Annotated in this window: 16 protein-coding genes; 9 read left to right on the top strand and 7 right to left on the bottom strand. The window is 65.9% G+C overall.

Annotated elements, in window-relative coordinates; translation table 11 throughout:
• Positions 1-69: 69 nt before the first annotated feature.
• The 3 genes from AB0F86_RS06420 to AB0F86_RS06410 all read right to left on the bottom strand — a co-directional run bounded on the left by AB0F86_RS06420 (position 70) and on the right by AB0F86_RS06410 (position 3,846).
• On the bottom strand, positions 70-801 hold the full coding sequence (locus AB0F86_RS06420) for an NPCBM/NEW2 domain-containing protein (protein ID WP_356982454.1): 732 nt from the start codon (positions 799-801) through the stop codon (positions 70-72).
• 102 nt (positions 802-903) lie between these two features.
• A complete protein-coding gene (locus AB0F86_RS06415; protein ID WP_356983739.1) occupies positions 904-1,434 on the bottom strand; it encodes a hypothetical protein in 531 nt (176 codons plus the stop codon).
• A gap of 54 nt (positions 1,435-1,488) precedes the next feature.
• Positions 1,489-3,846 (bottom strand): helix-turn-helix transcriptional regulator, encoded by a 2,358-nt coding sequence (locus AB0F86_RS06410; RefSeq protein WP_356982452.1) that lies wholly within the window; start codon positions 3,844-3,846, stop codon positions 1,489-1,491.
• 399 nt (positions 3,847-4,245) lie between these two features.
• On the opposite strand from AB0F86_RS06410, the gene AB0F86_RS06405 reads away from it, so the two are divergent.
• From AB0F86_RS06405 to AB0F86_RS06380, 6 genes are all read left to right on the top strand, one after another.
• Positions 4,246-5,019: a Mov34/MPN/PAD-1 family protein gene (locus AB0F86_RS06405; protein WP_356982450.1), complete on the top strand. Its 774-nt coding sequence runs from the start codon at positions 4,246-4,248 to the stop codon at positions 5,017-5,019.
• 195 nt (positions 5,020-5,214) lie between these two features.
• On the top strand, positions 5,215-6,270 hold the full coding sequence (locus AB0F86_RS06400) for an SEFIR domain-containing protein (protein WP_356982449.1): 1,056 nt from the start codon (positions 5,215-5,217) through the stop codon (positions 6,268-6,270).
• Between the two features lie 198 nt (positions 6,271-6,468).
• On the top strand, positions 6,469-6,696 hold the full coding sequence (locus tag AB0F86_RS06395) for a hypothetical protein (RefSeq protein WP_225280010.1): 228 nt from the start codon (positions 6,469-6,471) through the stop codon (positions 6,694-6,696).
• 17 nt (positions 6,697-6,713) lie between these two features.
• Positions 6,714-7,037: a hypothetical protein gene (locus AB0F86_RS06390; protein ID WP_356982447.1), complete on the top strand. Its 324-nt coding sequence runs from the start codon at positions 6,714-6,716 to the stop codon at positions 7,035-7,037.
• Between the two features lie 58 nt (positions 7,038-7,095).
• Positions 7,096-7,917 carry a hypothetical protein gene (locus AB0F86_RS06385; protein ID WP_356982445.1) on the top strand — a complete coding sequence of 274 codons (822 nt, stop codon included), beginning with the start codon at positions 7,096-7,098 and terminating at the stop codon, positions 7,915-7,917.
• Between the two features lie 345 nt (positions 7,918-8,262).
• A complete protein-coding gene (locus AB0F86_RS06380; RefSeq protein ID WP_356982444.1) occupies positions 8,263-9,054 on the top strand; it encodes a helix-turn-helix domain-containing protein in 792 nt (263 codons plus the stop codon).
• 122 nt (positions 9,055-9,176) lie between these two features.
• On the opposite strand, the gene AB0F86_RS06375 is transcribed toward AB0F86_RS06380, so the two are convergent.
• Positions 9,177-10,682 carry a hypothetical protein gene (locus tag AB0F86_RS06375; protein ID WP_356982442.1) on the bottom strand — a complete coding sequence of 502 codons (1,506 nt, stop codon included), beginning with the start codon at positions 10,680-10,682 and terminating at the stop codon, positions 9,177-9,179.
• 427 nt (positions 10,683-11,109) lie between these two features.
• On the opposite strand from AB0F86_RS06375, the gene AB0F86_RS06370 reads away from it, so the two are divergent.
• Together AB0F86_RS06370 and AB0F86_RS06365 are read left to right on the top strand one after the other, a co-directional pair.
• Entirely contained in the window at positions 11,110-12,102 is a 993-nt protein-coding gene (locus tag AB0F86_RS06370) for an MEDS domain-containing protein (protein ID WP_356982440.1), read from the top strand.
• Between the two features lie 3 nt (positions 12,103-12,105).
• On the top strand, positions 12,106-12,984 hold the full coding sequence (locus tag AB0F86_RS06365; RefSeq protein WP_356982438.1) for an MEDS domain-containing protein: 879 nt from the start codon (positions 12,106-12,108) through the stop codon (positions 12,982-12,984).
• A gap of 169 nt (positions 12,985-13,153) precedes the next feature.
• On the opposite strand, the gene AB0F86_RS06360 is transcribed toward AB0F86_RS06365, so the two are convergent.
• Together AB0F86_RS06360 and AB0F86_RS06355 are read right to left on the bottom strand one after the other, a co-directional pair.
• Complete coding sequence (locus tag AB0F86_RS06360; RefSeq protein ID WP_255674609.1) at positions 13,154-13,282, bottom strand: hypothetical protein; 129 nt, start codon at positions 13,280-13,282, stop codon at positions 13,154-13,156.
• Positions 13,279-14,160, bottom strand: a complete 882-nt coding sequence (locus tag AB0F86_RS06355) for an SDR family NAD(P)-dependent oxidoreductase (RefSeq protein ID WP_356982436.1) — start codon at positions 14,158-14,160, stop codon at positions 13,279-13,281. Before AB0F86_RS06355 ends, AB0F86_RS06360 begins: the two co-directional genes overlap by 4 nt.
• A gap of 76 nt (positions 14,161-14,236) precedes the next feature.
• Here AB0F86_RS06355 and AB0F86_RS06350 point away from each other — a divergent pair, with 76 nt between their 5' ends.
• Positions 14,237-14,824, top strand: coding sequence for a TetR family transcriptional regulator (locus tag AB0F86_RS06350; RefSeq protein ID WP_225280018.1), 588 nt, complete (start codon positions 14,237-14,239; stop codon positions 14,822-14,824).
• A 44-nt stretch (positions 14,825-14,868) separates the two neighbouring features.
• Here AB0F86_RS06350 and AB0F86_RS06345 read toward each other — a convergent pair whose 3' ends face one another.
• Positions 14,869-15,426: a VOC family protein gene (locus AB0F86_RS06345; protein WP_356982434.1), complete on the bottom strand. Its 558-nt coding sequence runs from the start codon at positions 15,424-15,426 to the stop codon at positions 14,869-14,871.
• Between the last annotated feature and the right edge of the window lie 48 nt (positions 15,427-15,474).

Here is a 15,474-nt window from a genome sequence, read left to right as displayed (position 1 = left end):
GTGGGACGCACTCTGCTGCTGGTTTGCCAAAGTTTCATCCGGTGCGAACGAATTCCCACCGACTCCGTCTCAGCGCTTACGCCCGGGCGGCTCCGTGCAGTGCACCCTCGGCCGGCCCCACGCATTCTTCGCATCCTGGGGCCTTCTCGTGTCGAACAACGTCAGCCGGAAGGCACCGGAAATGTCGACGGTGACCTCGCGGGCGCCGTCGTCCATCGTCATCTCGCCGGTGAAGACCTCACGGTCATCGGCCTGCACGACGAATCGACCGATTCCGTCGGACGAACCGGAATCAGCGTCCTTGCCGATCCATACCGAGAACCGATCGCATGTGCCGCCGATCGTCCAGATCGCGCGATTCATGGGGTCCGACGACGTGGACGGGTAGTAGCCGACAATGCTGCTCGGGAAGCTCGCCGATCCGATTCGAACTGGATCGACCGGGTCGAAACCGTTGTTCCAGGAGACGGCTCGGTACGAGGTCAACTCGTACCACCCGTCCGCGCGGGCACCTGTCGAAGGCGCGACCCCCGGGGATGGGGCGAGGCTCGACGTGGAAGCGAAGGGAAGCGCCGATGTCGGGGAGACGGTGGGCAGGGCACGCTCGTCCGCCGAGGTGAACCGTTCCAGTAACGACAGTGCGCCCTCGGCGTTCGCGAGGCCGGCCACCAGCAAAGCTGAAACCGTTGTCACGGCCAGCCATCGCGACGGCCTCGCTTTGATGAAACTCAAGACATGCTCCAGTCCAGATTCAAGACGGTGGTGAGCCGGTTCGCGGCAGCGTTGCCGGGCAAGGTTCACCGGGTAGATGAATACGGCACTATTCGTTCAGCCGCAGCCGTTTCGGCGATATTGTGCACCCCAAACCGATACCGCCCGGAAATGAATTCTGGACGGTCGGAATTAGTGCGCCGTACGAACCAGCTTTTGCTGTTCGGTCTTAAGCTGTCCGTAGGTGTCGCGTACGTAGCGCACGTATCCGGCACCCGGGTGTGGCACCAGGGGGCGGACATGCACACCGTCGGACTCGGCGGCCAGTTGCACCTCGACGGACGCGACATGCGAACAGAATCTCAGCAGCGGTTCCGGAACCTCGTAATCCGGTACGAGATCGGCGTGTTCGATGATCAGATCGCGCATCGCCCGGTTCACCGGCATCAACGCGTGGTCTCGCCACCGCCGCCAGGTCTCGGTGGCGAGATCAGGACGACGGTGCGCCGCGGCGGGAACCTGCGCTTCGCGCAGCTTCTCCCAGATGCGTTCGTTGATGTCGACCATGACGTGCAGCGGACCGTACAGCTCACGAATCTGCCTGCTGATCCTGACCAGTCGCGCCTGCCGCCGTTCCTGGGCGAGCTGGCCGCGCTGGTTGAGCAGATAGGCGAGTCCGGCGACCGCGACGGTCGTCACGGCCGTGATGAGAGTGGCCACCATGTTCACGGAATTCACGGTAGCCACGCCGCGCCCGAATCTGGATAGGGTTGCCGTTCAGGCGATTACAGAGTCTTCCAGCCGACTTCCAGCCGAGGCCGGCGCAGTCTCGACCGCCTCGGATCGGGCCACGATCTCCGTGACCCGAACGGTGTCGCCCACCTGGGTGGACAGGTCGATCGCGCTGCGCCGATGGTGTCGCGCCACCGCCTGTTCGCCACGGGCGTCGGCGACCTTCGCGAGCCCGGCGTGACCACGAGCCTGCTCGGCGGCGCTGCAGGCCATCTGCCCGAGGGCGACAGCATGCTCGAAGGCCTCTCGGGCATCGGAGAAATCGCCGAGGGACAGATAGGCGTCACCGAGTACGTTCGCGGTCATGGCCTCGTCGGCGAACAGGTTGAACGTCCGGAACATCTCCGCCGCTTCGAGCAGCCTCGGCAAGGCGTCGAGATGCCTGCCGAGACTCACCTCGATGAGGGCCGTGTCCCGCAACAGGATGGCCCGATTTCGCGGCGCACCATGCAGATCGGCGAACGCGAGGGCGCGCAGACTCAGCTCGAGCGCCTGCTCGAACTCGCGCCTGTGCACATGCACCCACGCCTGATGGGCCAGCGCGGTGTGTTCACCGTGCCGGTCGCCGAGCCGCACGAACAGCGCCCGCGCCTGCTCATAACGCACGGCAGCCGCCGCGGATTCGCCCTCCGTCATCAGGGCGAGACCGAGATTGTTGCAGGTGACAGCCTCCGCATACTGGTTTCCGGCCCGCACGGCGGCCGTGACGGCCAGCTCATGGGTCTCGGTCCACAATTCGATGTCCTTGGCGATGAACGCGAACCCGCGCACCGCGAAGGCGATCTGCCAGCACTGCTCGTCGAGGCCGTGTTCGAACGCGGCGCGGGCCACGGCGGCCAGATTGTCACGCTCGGCGGTCATCGCCAGCATGGCCTCCTGGTACGTCGGTTCTGTCGCCGCGACTCGACGCGGACCAGGCGCCATCTCGCCGCGATGCCGGGACGGGGTCAGCACTCTGTCCATGCCGTCGGCGAAAGCGGTGTAATGCTCGACGAGACGAACCAGCGCCGCCCGCGCGGTGGCCCGATCGCAGTGGACGGCGGCGCGGCGGCGCGCGAACTCGCGGACCAGATCGTGGCAGCGGTATCGTCCGCGCGTGGCGGGTTCGAGCAGACTCACCTCGATCAGCAGGCGCAGATGCCGCCACATGTCTGCGGGCTCGATGCCCATCAGCGCGGCGCCGCTCCCGATGTCGAAACTCGTACCCGGGTGCAGGCCGAGTACCGTGAACGCCCGCACCGATTCCGGTGGCAGACGGACCACGGAGTACTCGAACAGCGACTCGACATCACGGTCACCGTCGTGCAGCATCTCCAGCGCGACCAGTGGCTCGCCGTGCTCGGCCGTCGGCCACATCTCGCTGCGCAGGATCGCCGCGGCGATCCTGATCGCCACCGGCAGGCCGTGGCACTGGCGCGCGATCGCGGCACGCTGGGAAGCGCTCGGTACACGCCCGGGAGGCAGCCCGCGGGTGAGGCGATCGAGTAGCGCGAGCGCATCGTCCTCGCTCAGCCGACCGATCGGCACTCGATCCACCTCGTCGAGTCCGTTGAGCGTGCCGCGGCTGGTGACGATGATCGCGCAGGCACCCGCTCCCGGCAGCAGCGGCGCCACGTGCGCCGAGTCGACGACGTTGTCGAGCAGGACGAGATACTTTCCCGCACCGAGCTTGTCTCGCAGCAGCAACAGCCGCGAGTCCGGTTGAGCGGGAAGCGATTCGGCGGCAACTCCCATCTGCCGCAACAGCGCGCCCGCGGCTACCGCCGGTGCCACGACCGGCCCGGCCGCGTAACCGCGCAGGTCTAGGAAGAGGCAGCCGTCTGGAAACCGTGACAGCAGGTGTCGCGCGGCACGAACCGCCAGCGCGGTCTTGCCGACTCCCCCGAGGCCGGACAGAACGCAGACCGTGCCGCCGTCACCGACCAGCGTGATCACCTCGTCGAGCTCGCGTTCCCGGCCGTGCAGAACCGCGATGTCGCGCGGCAGGTCGTTGTGCCGCAACACCTCTCGTGCGGTCGTCTCGGTCTCGGGGCAGTCCTCGGCGCCGCGCGCGATACCCGCACCTTCACCCCGATGCCACATCTCGAGCGACTCCCGCAGATCGGCCAGCCGTTTTGCATCGGGACCCGAGATATTCAGCGCCGCAAGCAATTCGTCGAGGCGCTTGGTATCGGGCAGGGTCTCTCCCCGCAGGTAGGCGTAGACGCTACTGGCGGAGACACCGACCAGTTTGGCCACCTTGCTGCATGCCACCGGGCCGGAAGTCCGCTCGGCGCGTAGCTTGGCGGCTCTCAACTCGGCGGCGAATCGCGCGAACTTCGGCGTTGTCTTCTTGCCGCCCACAGTCAGCCTCCTGCTCGGGACCGCGCAGCATCCTGCAGGCTTTTCGAGCGCTTTCCAGATCTCCGGGCGCCCCGCACCTCGCCCGTGCTGGCATGACGGTTCAGTCTACCGAAGGAGACGCCCGTGTCCGAGGCGATGAGCAGACCCAGATCCCACGATGACGTCCCCTTCGATGCGGCGGAGTCGAGGCCGAGGTGCGATCCGTTCCGTCCGTACGGCCTGGTGCTGGACTCCGACGGCCGAATTCTGCTGGTGGACAGGGCAGACGAGCCACTCGACCGCCAGTTCTCGCAGGTGACGACAGTGCCGCTGCACGCGCGAACCGCTGCGCGACGACATCGACTACCCGCGGGGGGCGACGACTTCGGCCCCGACGCCCAACGGGGCGCGTGAAGGCAGATGTTCCGCCACATCTCCATCGTCGACTCCGCCCTCACCGCCATCGACCAGCACGTTGCCGCCCACCCACCGGAACGTGGTGGCGGGTTGCTCGGTCCGCTCGGAATGCCACTGATCACGTCATTTCTTCCTGACCCGGACGGTGTTTCGCCGACGGCGACCTTCCGTTTCTCAGCGGCGTTCCAGCGCGCCCTCACGCGCGTCGAGTTGGTCGAACCCGACCTCGAATTGAAGGGAATCGTGCACTCGCACACCGAGGGCGCCGAGCATCCCTCAGCCGCGGACCTCGTGGCGTTCGCCGACTGCCTGCGCCTGACGCCATGGCTGGGCAGGTATGTCACGCCCATTGTGACCCGACAGAATCAGCGCACCGAAGACCACCACGTGCTCCTGCCCAACGGCGTCATGTCCGTCTTCGTCTCGACGCCGACCACGCTGGGTGCGGTCGAGGTCCGTCCCGCCCGAGTGCAGATCCTGCCGATCGGACGCGACTGCGCCAGACTCGCGGCAACACTCGGCGCATCGGTATCCACACCGAGAACCGCCGATGTCGAAGGGGTCGTCCATATCGCGGTCACTCTGCGCACCGAGTCGCTCGTGCTGACGCTGTTGTTCCCGCTGCTGTACCCGACCCAGGCTCCGATCGCGTTGGCCGTACGCACCGTCGACCACCACCACCGCATACTTCCGCTGCCACTCACCTGGGATCTGACCGTCGCGGCGGGATCCCGGTTGGTGCGGGCTCTGGACACCGTGGCGGATCTGTCGTGGTGAATCCAATCCGCGACGAGGTCGACCTCGCCTACCATTCTGGCCCGTCACCGACTTCGCCACGGGGTGGCGAGCGCGCCGCGCGATTCGTATTCCACTCGGGCAGAACATCTTCGGGACGTCGATCAGAAGGGACGACATGAGGAACAAGACAACGATGACGCCGACACGGGCTGCTGAGCAGCCCACCTCGCTCCAGTGAGCACCGAGCTGGACTCGGCCGACCCGCCGGCCTCGGACAGCGCACCACGGGTGTTCGTCTCCTATTCGCACGACTCACCTGAGCACAAGGAGCTGGTACGCGAGTTCAGCACGTTCCTTCGCAGCGAGGCGGGCGTCGACGTCCGGCTCGACGTCTGGGACGATAAGGAGCGCCTCGACTGGTCGCTGTGGGCCATCGAGCAACTGACCGAGGCGGATTTCGTGCTCGTCATCGCCTCTCCCGCCTACAAACGCCGTGCGGACGGCACCGCCGCCGCGGACGAGGGGCGGGGCGCACAGTTCGAGGCGGCGATCATCCGCGACGGCATCACGAGGGATCGTCCGAGGGAAACCCGGCGAATTCTGCCGGTCATCCTCCCTGGCCGCTCGGTCGACGAGGTCCCGGTCTTCCTGACCGCTCATTCCACCACCCGGTATGAGATCAGCGAATTCACGACCGAGGGCGTCAACGATCTGCTCGCGGCGCTCAGCGGAGTCACCGAACATCCCGCGCCGCCTCGTGGCACCTGGGTCGGGCCGCGGTTCGGTACCCGACGCACCGAAACACAGCCTGCCGATGTCGCACCACGCAAGCGCAAGGCACGACTGCTCACCGACGCTTTGGACCCGATCACGCGCGGACCGGATCTGCAGATCACCGGAGCCGATCTGAACGGAATCCACTACGGCAACAGCATTGTTCACCGCTGTGCGAATTTCTGTGGCGACCCGCGTAGCCCGATCGAGTACAACCTGCGCCGGTCGTTCCACGAGTTCGAGACCCTGGTCGGAATCCTGGACGACGCCGTCGACGCGCGCCAGATCGGCTACTTCCAGGTCTTCCTCGACGGCGAGGCGCAGAAACAGGTCGAGGTGGCCTACGGTGAACCGGCGCGGATCCGCTACGACGTGAGCGATGTCCTGCGGCTACGCCTGGTCGCCTATCGTCCCGACACGGTCGCCAATCCGATGCTCGCCGGATTGGGTGCGGCCGTCGGGCGTCCAAGCAAGCTACCGGCTCTGGCCTGGGGGAACCCCACCCTGTTCGCCTGAGGGCTACCTCTCCGTTTCCAGTGGCGTTCAGCGTATTTCAGCGTTTCCACGCCACACGCCCCCACACCACCGCAGCAGCGCATTCTCGATGCGGCAACGCCCACGGCGTCGTCACGAGAAGGCCCGCCGACTCGGGCGCCGGGCGGGGTGCACTCGAATGCGCACCCCGCCCTTCGGAAACGGATAAGAGGTAATCGAATGCGATATGTCAACGCATTGTTCGTAGCGGTATTCGGAATCACGCTCTGTGTAGCCGGATTCAATTTCTACGGTTCGGGCGCGATCGTGGCGATCGTGCTGGGGCTGATATCCGTGGGATACGGAGGCTATATCGCGTTCTCGCGCGGCAGCTACTTCATGACGGACTGGTTCTACGCGCTGCCCATCGTGGGTGGGCTCGTCCTCTTCGCGGGCCTGAGTCGATGACCGGGAGTGGATCGCCGATGACATTCCGACGCGTCACCACGGTGACGGTAGGCATCGTCTTGGTCCTGGCGTCCGTCTCGTGCGGGCAGGACCCGACGAAGGTGACCTGTTCCGAGTTCGCGGCGATGAGCTACGAGGAACAGAACGAAACCCTCGACGACCTGTTGTCCGCCCACGACCTCGAAACGCTGTCGACCGCCAACACCATCGGCGTGCGCACCGAAGTGGACTCCTACTGCGGCACTTTCGGATTCAGCAAGGACACCGGGGGCAAGGCGGGCCGCAACGGCACACAGCAGATCGACAACGCCGTCGACTGGGACTCCAGCACATGGGGCTGAACCGGCGCGCCGCGGACCACCGCGGCGCGCACCGCAATTCGGGAAAGGTGAATACGCGATGACCGTGGAAATTGCCGTGGCCATGTTGGTCGCCTGGGCGATCGGCAAGGCCGGCCGAGTCCGCCAACCTATCAACGGAATCACCGGCCGAGCGCTCGACCTCGCGATCGATGGGGTGCGCGAGGCTGTTGTCGCCAAGCTCGGCGGCGACCCGGCCGTGCAACAACTGTTCTACGAGGCCCGCGCCACCGACGGCGCGGTGTCCGCAGAAACCCAGGTCGCGGTGGAACGGTCGATTTCGGCGGCGGTCGCCGGCGACAGCCGATTCGGCGCCGAACTCGCGCGACTGACCGCAACCCCGGCTCCGTCTCCCGTCCCGTCCGATGCCGGGTCGCGTACCTACTCCGGCAATTTCGGTGTAGCGGGCGATATTCACGCCTCGGGCCCGGTCAATGTCAGGAACAAGGTCGTCAACCAGGCCCGGCGCCACCCGGTCCTCGCGACGTTCGTCGTCATCGGGGTGGTCGCGCTGCTCGGTTTCTCCGCCAACCAGCTGACCAGCCAACAAGAAACGCAGCAGGTCGGCGGTGCCGAGACGATGTCCGGCACCTGGTCTGCCTCCGACGGCACCGGCACCAAAACCTTCGGTTCCGACGGCGGCGCTTGCGATGGGTTCTACTACAGCAACGGTCGACCGCTCGACATCGGCGGCCCGATGACGTGCTCGATGTCCAGCAAACCCGACGCCGAAGGCAGGTACTCGCTACGCGTCGTACAGAGCTCCAATCGTGCCACTTACCTCGTCGTGTTCTCAGATGCCGATCATGCGTCGGTCTTCGACACCTCCGGGGCCGAACTCTATGACCTCGAGCGCTTCTGACCGGTCGATCTCCGGTTTAACGCCACACCGAGCTCCCTGGCGATGATCATTTTCATCACCTCGCCGGTGCCCGCTCAGATTCTGGCTACGCGGGTATCGGTGTAGGGCCGGGCGACGGTGGCGTGTCTCATTGTGAGTTGCCGCGGAGGTAGGCCAAAGCGGCCAGGACTCGGATGTTGACGTGTGGGCGGGCCGGGTCGTCGGCTTGGACGAGGCCGAGTTTGTCCTCGATGGTGGAAACGTGGTGCTCGACGGTGTTGATCTTGGTGTTGAGTTGTTGCGCATACCGAGATTGATGCCATCCTGCACGCCTTCCACGAGGGCGTCGCCCTGTGCCTGAACCTCGTGCACAACCAGGCGCAATTCGACCGCAAAGCCATGCTCGACAGTTTCCGCACCGCGATGACCATTTCGGATCTGCTGTGCACCACCGCTACCCGCGCCTACATGCGGGAACACCGCAACGTCGCCACCGAACATCACACCGCGGTACACACCCTCACCTCCGCACTACTCGCCGGACAGCCCACATCGACCCTGTCCCGCGAAAGCCGGATCCCGATCGCCGAGTCGTATTCCGTTCTGGCGCTGTCTGTTCCGAAACGCCCCAGCGAGCACGACTCGCGCCTCGACGCCACCGTGGTGGCCCGACGGAAGCTGCGCAGACTGCTGGCCGCGCTGGTACCCGCGAAGACCGCCGAAATCCCCGGCGCGGTCGAACGCGCGCACGAACTACTCGACATGGTCGCCCGCCTGGGCAGCGCCGCCGGGCTGTACCACTTCAACGACCTCGCCCTCGAATACCAGCTGACCCGACCAGGACCCGGTCGGGCCAGGTTCGGTGAACTGCTGACACCCCTGGAACGCACTCCCGAACTCCTCGAAACCCTGCGCGTGCACATCGCCAACGACATGAACCGCCAACGCACCGCACACCTGCTGCACATCCACACCAACACCGTCGGCTACCGCCTGCGCCGCATCGCCCAGATCACAGGTTTGGACCCCACCGCAGTGTCAGGACTGTGGCAACTGCGCTCGGCGATGATCGCTCGCAGCTTCGACAACACCCCATCCATCGAACTCCCCGCCACCGACACCAAGCGGCACCATCCGACCCTGGCTAGATCCGCCTGACAGAACTCCGAACGACCTGCTCGCCCCGGCGTGGAGACTCCCCCGCCGTGTCGCTCATGGTCGACAGCGAGTCAGCGCGGGTCCGCCGCGGAATCGGGCCTCGATGAAGTTCCAGGCTTCGGTTATCCCTGTGCCGTTCCCGTGGACCAGGTGATCGCTCCTCCGTCGTTGCGGTAGAGCACCAGATTGCCGGTGTCCTCCAGGACCAACGTCGACGGGCCCTGGGTCCACGTCCTCGATGACCACGCCGCGGCCCCGCTTCCGGTGTACAGGACCAGGTTGCCGTCGTTCTGGTTGACCAGATTCTCTCCGTTCGTCGTCGCGGTCGACCACAGCACTTCCCCGCTGTTCCGATAAAGCACCAGGTTGCCATCACCCTGTAGCCACAGCTCGTAGAGTCCGTTGCGGGACCGAAGCGCGGACGCGCGGGGCAGGGTCGCTCCCGTTGCCAACCGCTCGGGCCAACTCGGGACCGGCGTGACACCGTCGCTACGCAGGGCCGCGCTGACATCGGCGGTGATCGGCTCCTTGCTCGCCATCGTCGTGGTGACCAGGCCGAAGTGGCACTCGGGATCATCGGCGGCGGTGCAGCGATCGCGGTAGGAGTAGACGATCAGCGGACCCGCATATGGCAGCGCACGCCACATGTGGACGCCCTGCACGAGGTACTTGCTGACGGTGCTCGCGCTCGGGATGGCCGCGAGTCCGGCTGTCGGATAGCCGAATTCGGTAGCCCACACCTTCTTCGCGGTGTCGCCGTGGCGAACCATCACCGAGTGCACCAGGGCGAGCTCACCACACGGCGTGGACTCCGAGGGTGGCCCGAACATGTTCCACCAGCGATTGACGCATTCGGGGTCGGCAGGGCCTTTGCCCGAGTTCCACGCCGGATACGGGTGGTGCGCGACGGCATCGAAATAGCCGCGATACCCACGGCTGTACGCCCAGTCCAACCAGACCGACGGCGCGTTCGGATTGGTCCCGCCCTGCACCGTTCCCGCGCCCGACGCCCCGGCCAGAACAACACACCCGGGACAGCGCGCCTTCACCCGCGGGTAGGCGAGTTTGACGAGCTGCCAGTATCGCGCTTTGCGGTCGCCGACGAAGTTGGCGAAGTTCACGAAGTTCGGTTCGTTCCAGATCTCGTATGCCTGGACCTTGGCGCCGAAGTGCGCGACCGTGCGATCCACGATCGAGGTCCAGTCCTGGTCACGGGTCGGGAACCATTTGTCGCCGCTGTGACCGCCGTTCGCCCACGGCGGCGCGTAGGCGAGGACGAGCAGAACCCGCATTCCGCGGGCGGCGGCGGCATCCACGACCGGGTCCAACCGGTCCCACCGCAGCGGCGCCCCACGGGCCGGTTCGACCGACCACCAGTCGAGGTCGAGGCGCAGCAGCGGAACCTTGGGCGCCACCGCGGACTGCATGGCGGGCAGACGCCGCACGATGTCGGCACCGTCACCTGAGCCTTCCGCGAAGCCGACATCGGCGGACGTGAAGGAATCGGCGGGCGCTGCCATCGCCGGGCCGGGCACAGCCGCCATCACCGACAGCATGCTCGCGACCAGCGCGAGCACCGTATTTCCGACGCGAATTCGTCCGAGCAGGTCGAGAATCGATGTCTTCATCCAGAAGGCCCTTCTGTATGAAATCTTCGCGATCGATGCGTGTGCTGTAGTGTGCGCCGACTCCCACGAAGGCCCCGAATGACACGCCGTCAACGAGGTTTCGTCACGCAGTCCGGTCTTAGTCCTCGGTTTCGACCCTGATTGCCGATCAGCCTGCCGTTCCCGGCGCAGCCACCGAACAGCAGGTACAGCCCGGTGTCGGTGAAGCCGACCGCGGTCAGCATCAGGACAAGCGTGCGAGTCGCGAAACCGCAGGCAGAGCGCGTGGGGTTCAACACCGCTCAATCTGAGAGATCCTCGAGAAACCGACGACATAAGCGGAGGCCACCCAGGCCCGAGGCGTCTGCAGCCTCGCCGGGCCCACGCAGTTCCACTCCGCTCGGAATCGCGGTGCCGGTGACCGGCCGGATACCGTAGCCTCGTCCTTATGAGTGTCCAGGCTGGGGTGGCTTCACCGCACGACCACGTCGTGAGCATTTATGACGGACTGGATGAGCTGGCCCGCAACGTCAGCGACTTCCTCGGGCAGGGGTTGGACACCGACGGTGCGGCCGTGGTGATCGCCACACCCGCCCATCGCGAAGCCATCGCGACGCGGTTGAGCGAGCACGGCTTGGACTTGGCTGCCCTCACCGCGGCCGGCCGCTATCGAGCCCTGGATGCCGCGCAGACCTTGGCGAGCTTCACCATCGACGGCGCGCTCGACCGGGCTCGTTTCGCCGAAGTGATCGGCGAGGTCATCGCCGCTGCGAGTGCGGGTGGGCGTTCCGTGCGCGCGTTCGGTGAGATGGTGGCGCTGCTGTGGGCCGACGGCGATCCGGCCGCTGCGATCGAGCTCGAAGCGATGTGGAACGAGTTGGCTCAGAGCCATCGGTTCCTGCTCTACTGTGCCTATCCCCGTGACATGCTCGCCGGCGCCGACGATCTGGTGCGCCTGCAGCAAGTGTGCGCCCATCATTCCGAGATCGTCGCTCCCGACAGCTACACCGCCGCCCAGCCCGAACTCGGGCCGAGCGCCGACCCGGACAGCGATTCTCGAACCTATCTGCCGGTACCCAGCGCCGTCAGCGCCGCGCGCCGATTCGTCACCGGCAGGCTGGGGAAATGGCAGCACGGCCCCGCGGTCATCGACGATGCCGCCCTGGTCGTTTCCGAACTCGCCGCCAACGCGGTTGCCCACGCGCACACCGCGTTCCGGATCCGTCTGTCCCAGACCGAGGGGATGGTGAAGATCGAGGCCGAGGACCTCAGCCCGCGCCGACCGGTTTTGGGCACCGACCGCGGAAGTGCGGTCGGTGGACGTGGTTTGATCCTGATCGCGGCACTGGGCAGCCGATGGGGCATCGAACCCGACCCGGCAGGACACGCCAAGAACGTGTGGTGCGAAATCCCCTCCCCTGACCTGAGGGAAGGACTCTGAGATATGTCGATCGATCTCTCCGCGCCCGCGCGCGGTACCTCGGTGGCCAGGGCGGCTGGTGCACTGATCGATAAGCGAAGCGGCGGCTGCCACGATCATGCCTGCGTGGCGTATACCACCCGCGCTGAACGCGACCGCGCCGCCGTGGAATGGCTGCTCGAGGGTGCCGCGCTCGGGCAGCGGCTGCTCGCGGTCACCGACGACGACGATGCCGGTGACCGCTTGCGAGCCGCTTTCGCCGCGGCCGATGCCGGCTACGAGCTGACCCATACCTCCCTCGGGGAGGTCTACGACTTGTCCGCGCCGATCGACGCCGAAGCCCAGCTTGCTCATTTCCGGGGCGAAGTCGCATCGGCCATCGACGCGGGTTTCGCGGGCATTCGCGTCTTCACCGACATCACCGCCCTGAACCTCGATCCCGCACGCCGTCCCGGTCACCTCCGGTGGGAACACGTCGCGGACGCATTCATGGCCGGCGGTAACCCGGTAGCCGCGATGTGTGCCTACGACCTCACCGCGACCGGCGAGGATCTGGGCGCGGTCATGGCCGTACACCCGTTGCGCCACGGCCCCTCCCGGGTCCCCACGACGTTCGGGATGTATTGGCGAGACGGCCACCGTTTCCTGGAGGGCGAGATCGATCAATTCAGCATTCCCGCCCTGATCGGCGCGCTCGAGGTCTTGCCGAGCGAGGGCGCCGACCTCGACGTCAGCGGTCTGGCGTTCCTGAGTGTGCGCGCCTCGGCGGTACTGGCGGGCATGGATCCGTCCCAGCGTGCACACCGGTCGATACGGCTGGTCAACGCCCATCCCGTCGTCGAGCGGGTATGGAGCGTGATGGATTTCGATCCCCGACGGTTGATCAAGCGCACCGATTCCTGAGCCGGCTTCCGTGCGGATTGCCGTCGTGGCCTATCGGTTCGATCGCGACTTCACCACCGCCGCAACGAATCTGGTGAGGGCCGCCGACATCGCCCCGCTCAGCCAACCGGCAGCTCCGTTCCCGGTGAATATCCCGCCCGATAACCTGCAGTCCCGCGCCGGCTCGGCGTCACAGCAGGTGGGTGGTGAGAAAGTCGATCTGATCGATGAGGATCTCCTCCACTACCGGCGGGTGATAGACGGTGAAGTGGTCGGCGTCGTAGTGGTTGAGGGTGGCGCGGGGCGCAAACGACGTCACGATGCACCCAACCGGGCGCGGTGCGTTTCACACAGTTTCCAGATCGCGTTGCGGATGCGTTCGTCCAGGACAGCGTCGGGCCATGGGGTCGGGATGGCCTTGGTGTTGAAGTAGGCGCCGTTGGTGTTGCGGACCTCGGGGCTGGTCGCGAGATGAATGCTGGACCGCGTGGCCCTGAGCAGCGCCTTGTGGCCATAGACCACCGGCATCGCCAGCCGCAGCAGCGGCACGATCGGACGCGCCAGCGGTGGGTAGGTGCCGATGGTGAGGTCCCTGTTCATCGAGGTGTACGCATGTCCGGGGTAGGCCACGTTCAGCGTCACCGGTGCCCCTTCGACCTCCTGGGCGAAGCGGTAACTCATCGCCATCTGGGCCAGCTTGGTCTGGTTGTAGAAGGACAAGCCGACGTAGGACTTCTCACCCTGGAGGTTGTCCAGATCGATCCGGCCCTTCGGGATGCCGCCGGTGATGTTGATGACCCGGGCCGCACCCGAGGATGTCAGGGCCGGCATCAGCCAGTGCGTGAGGCAGAACGGCGCGACCACGTTGACCGCGAACGCTGTCTCGATACCGTCCTCAGTTATCTCACGATGAGATCTGGTCGCTCCCGCGTTATTGATCAGCACGTCGACGCCACGACTCCGGGTGCTGACCTCCTCGGCGAGGCGCTTCACGTCGCCGAGCCGGGACAGGTCGGCAGTTATCGCCTCGACTCGGTGGTTCCCACTGGAGGCGCGGAGTTCCTCCACGGCGGCATCAGCGCGGTTCTTGTCGCGCCCGACGAGGATCACGCGTGCGCCCATTTCGGCCAACTGTCGCGCTGTCTCTTTACCGATCCCTCCGGTACTTCCGGTCACCAGCACGGTCTTGCCATCCACAACCATCACTCCGCTCGCCGAGATTCTGACACTTGGTGACACTTTAGTCATCAAGTGTACAGCTTAGTCTGAGTGCATGAGTGAGGGACTGAGGGAACGGACCCGGCGAGCCGTGCGGGCCGAGATCGCCGAGGTAGCCATCGACTTGTTCACCCGCCAGGGCTTCGAGAACACGACTGTCGATGAGATCGCACATGCAGCCGGCATGACCAAGCGCAGCTTCTTCCGGTACTTCCCGACCAAGGATGACGTCGTCTTCGATGGCATAGACCTCACCGGCGCGGACGTGGTCGCCGACATCGCCGCTCGACCTGCGGGCGAAAGCCCCTGGGAGTCTCTGCATCACGTACTCCGCGCCCGGCTGGGCGAGATCCATGCCAGTGAGCAGGTCCTGGTTACGTTGCGGCTGATCGAGGCCACCCCCGCACTGATAGGACGACTCCACCAACGACGAGCAGAGTGGCGAGGGCGAGTCGGTGACGCGCTCCAGGCTCGCCCGGGCGTCGAGATCGACGCGTACGCAGCAGATCTACTGATCAACGCCGCGACCGCTGTACTGGATGCCGTGTCCAGTCAATGGGTCCGATCAGGCGGCAAAGCAGACCGCTCCAGTCTTCTCGACCAAGGATTCCTCCACGTCCACGTAGATCCCGACCCGCAATAGTGTTAGTCCTCGGCACGTCGGCGACTCGTCGTTGACGTCCTCTATCAGCCGACGACCAGACAGAACGGGTGACCGGCCGGATCCAGCAGCACCCGCCACCGATCGACGCCCGGCTGGTGGTCCACCCTGACCGCGCCGAGACTCAACGCAATCTTCTCCGCCGCGTCGAGGTCCTCGACCCTGAAGTCCAGGTGTAACTGCTGCGGCACGTCCTGGCCGGGCCACGAGGGGGCCCGGTATCCGGTGACCCTCTGGAAGCCCAGGTCACAACCCGGACCATCGGTCAGAGCGACGAATTCGTCGGCGTCGTAGCCGAGCTGCATGCCCGTCAGCTCTTGGTAAAACCGGGCAAGAGCCCGGGGATCAGCGCAGTCCAGAGTCACGCCCCGCAGTGTGGCTTTCGGCATCATGTACTCCTCGGTCATCGATGTTCGCGGGCCGCGCGGCGGTCGCCGCAGGTAGTCATCCAACGCGCTGTCGTGGGTCGGCTCCACTCCTTTTCGGGCGGCGGACAACTCCAAACCAGGGATCACATACGTCTCGCCCAATCGAATCGCAGCCGAGGCGGGGATCAGTATCGGCACGCTTTCCTGATACTTCACACCCGCCCGTGGTCCGGTTCAGCGACGCGGTGATGCCAGCGAGCCGGG

It is taken from the genome of Nocardia sp. NPDC023733 (assembly GCF_040639775.1).
In the GTDB taxonomy this organism is placed as follows: domain Bacteria; phylum Actinomycetota; class Actinomycetes; order Mycobacteriales; family Mycobacteriaceae; genus Nocardia; species Nocardia rosealba.
Note: the sequence above shows the minus strand (reverse complement) of the source record. Positions and strands in the feature narration are given on the sequence as shown.

Coding starts and splice junctions, on each gene's coding strand:
- AB0F86_RS06415 (WP_356983739.1), bottom strand. CDS start 1,434: ATGGTGGCCACTCTCATCACGGCCGTGACGACCGTCGCGGTCGCCGGA.
- AB0F86_RS06405 (WP_356982450.1), top strand. CDS start 4,246: ATGTTCCGCCACATCTCCATCGTCGACTCCGCCCTCACCGCCATCGAC.
- AB0F86_RS06395 (WP_225280010.1), top strand. CDS start 6,469: ATGCGATATGTCAACGCATTGTTCGTAGCGGTATTCGGAATCACGCTC.
- AB0F86_RS06390 (WP_356982447.1), top strand. CDS start 6,714: ATGACATTCCGACGCGTCACCACGGTGACGGTAGGCATCGTCTTGGTC.
- AB0F86_RS06385 (WP_356982445.1), top strand. CDS start 7,096: ATGACCGTGGAAATTGCCGTGGCCATGTTGGTCGCCTGGGCGATCGGC.
- AB0F86_RS06375 (WP_356982442.1), bottom strand. CDS start 10,682: ATGAAGACATCGATTCTCGACCTGCTCGGACGAATTCGCGTCGGAAAT.
- AB0F86_RS06370 (WP_356982440.1), top strand. CDS start 11,110: ATGAGTGTCCAGGCTGGGGTGGCTTCACCGCACGACCACGTCGTGAGC.
- AB0F86_RS06365 (WP_356982438.1), top strand. CDS start 12,106: ATGTCGATCGATCTCTCCGCGCCCGCGCGCGGTACCTCGGTGGCCAGG.
- AB0F86_RS06350 (WP_225280018.1), top strand. CDS start 14,237: ATGAGTGAGGGACTGAGGGAACGGACCCGGCGAGCCGTGCGGGCCGAG.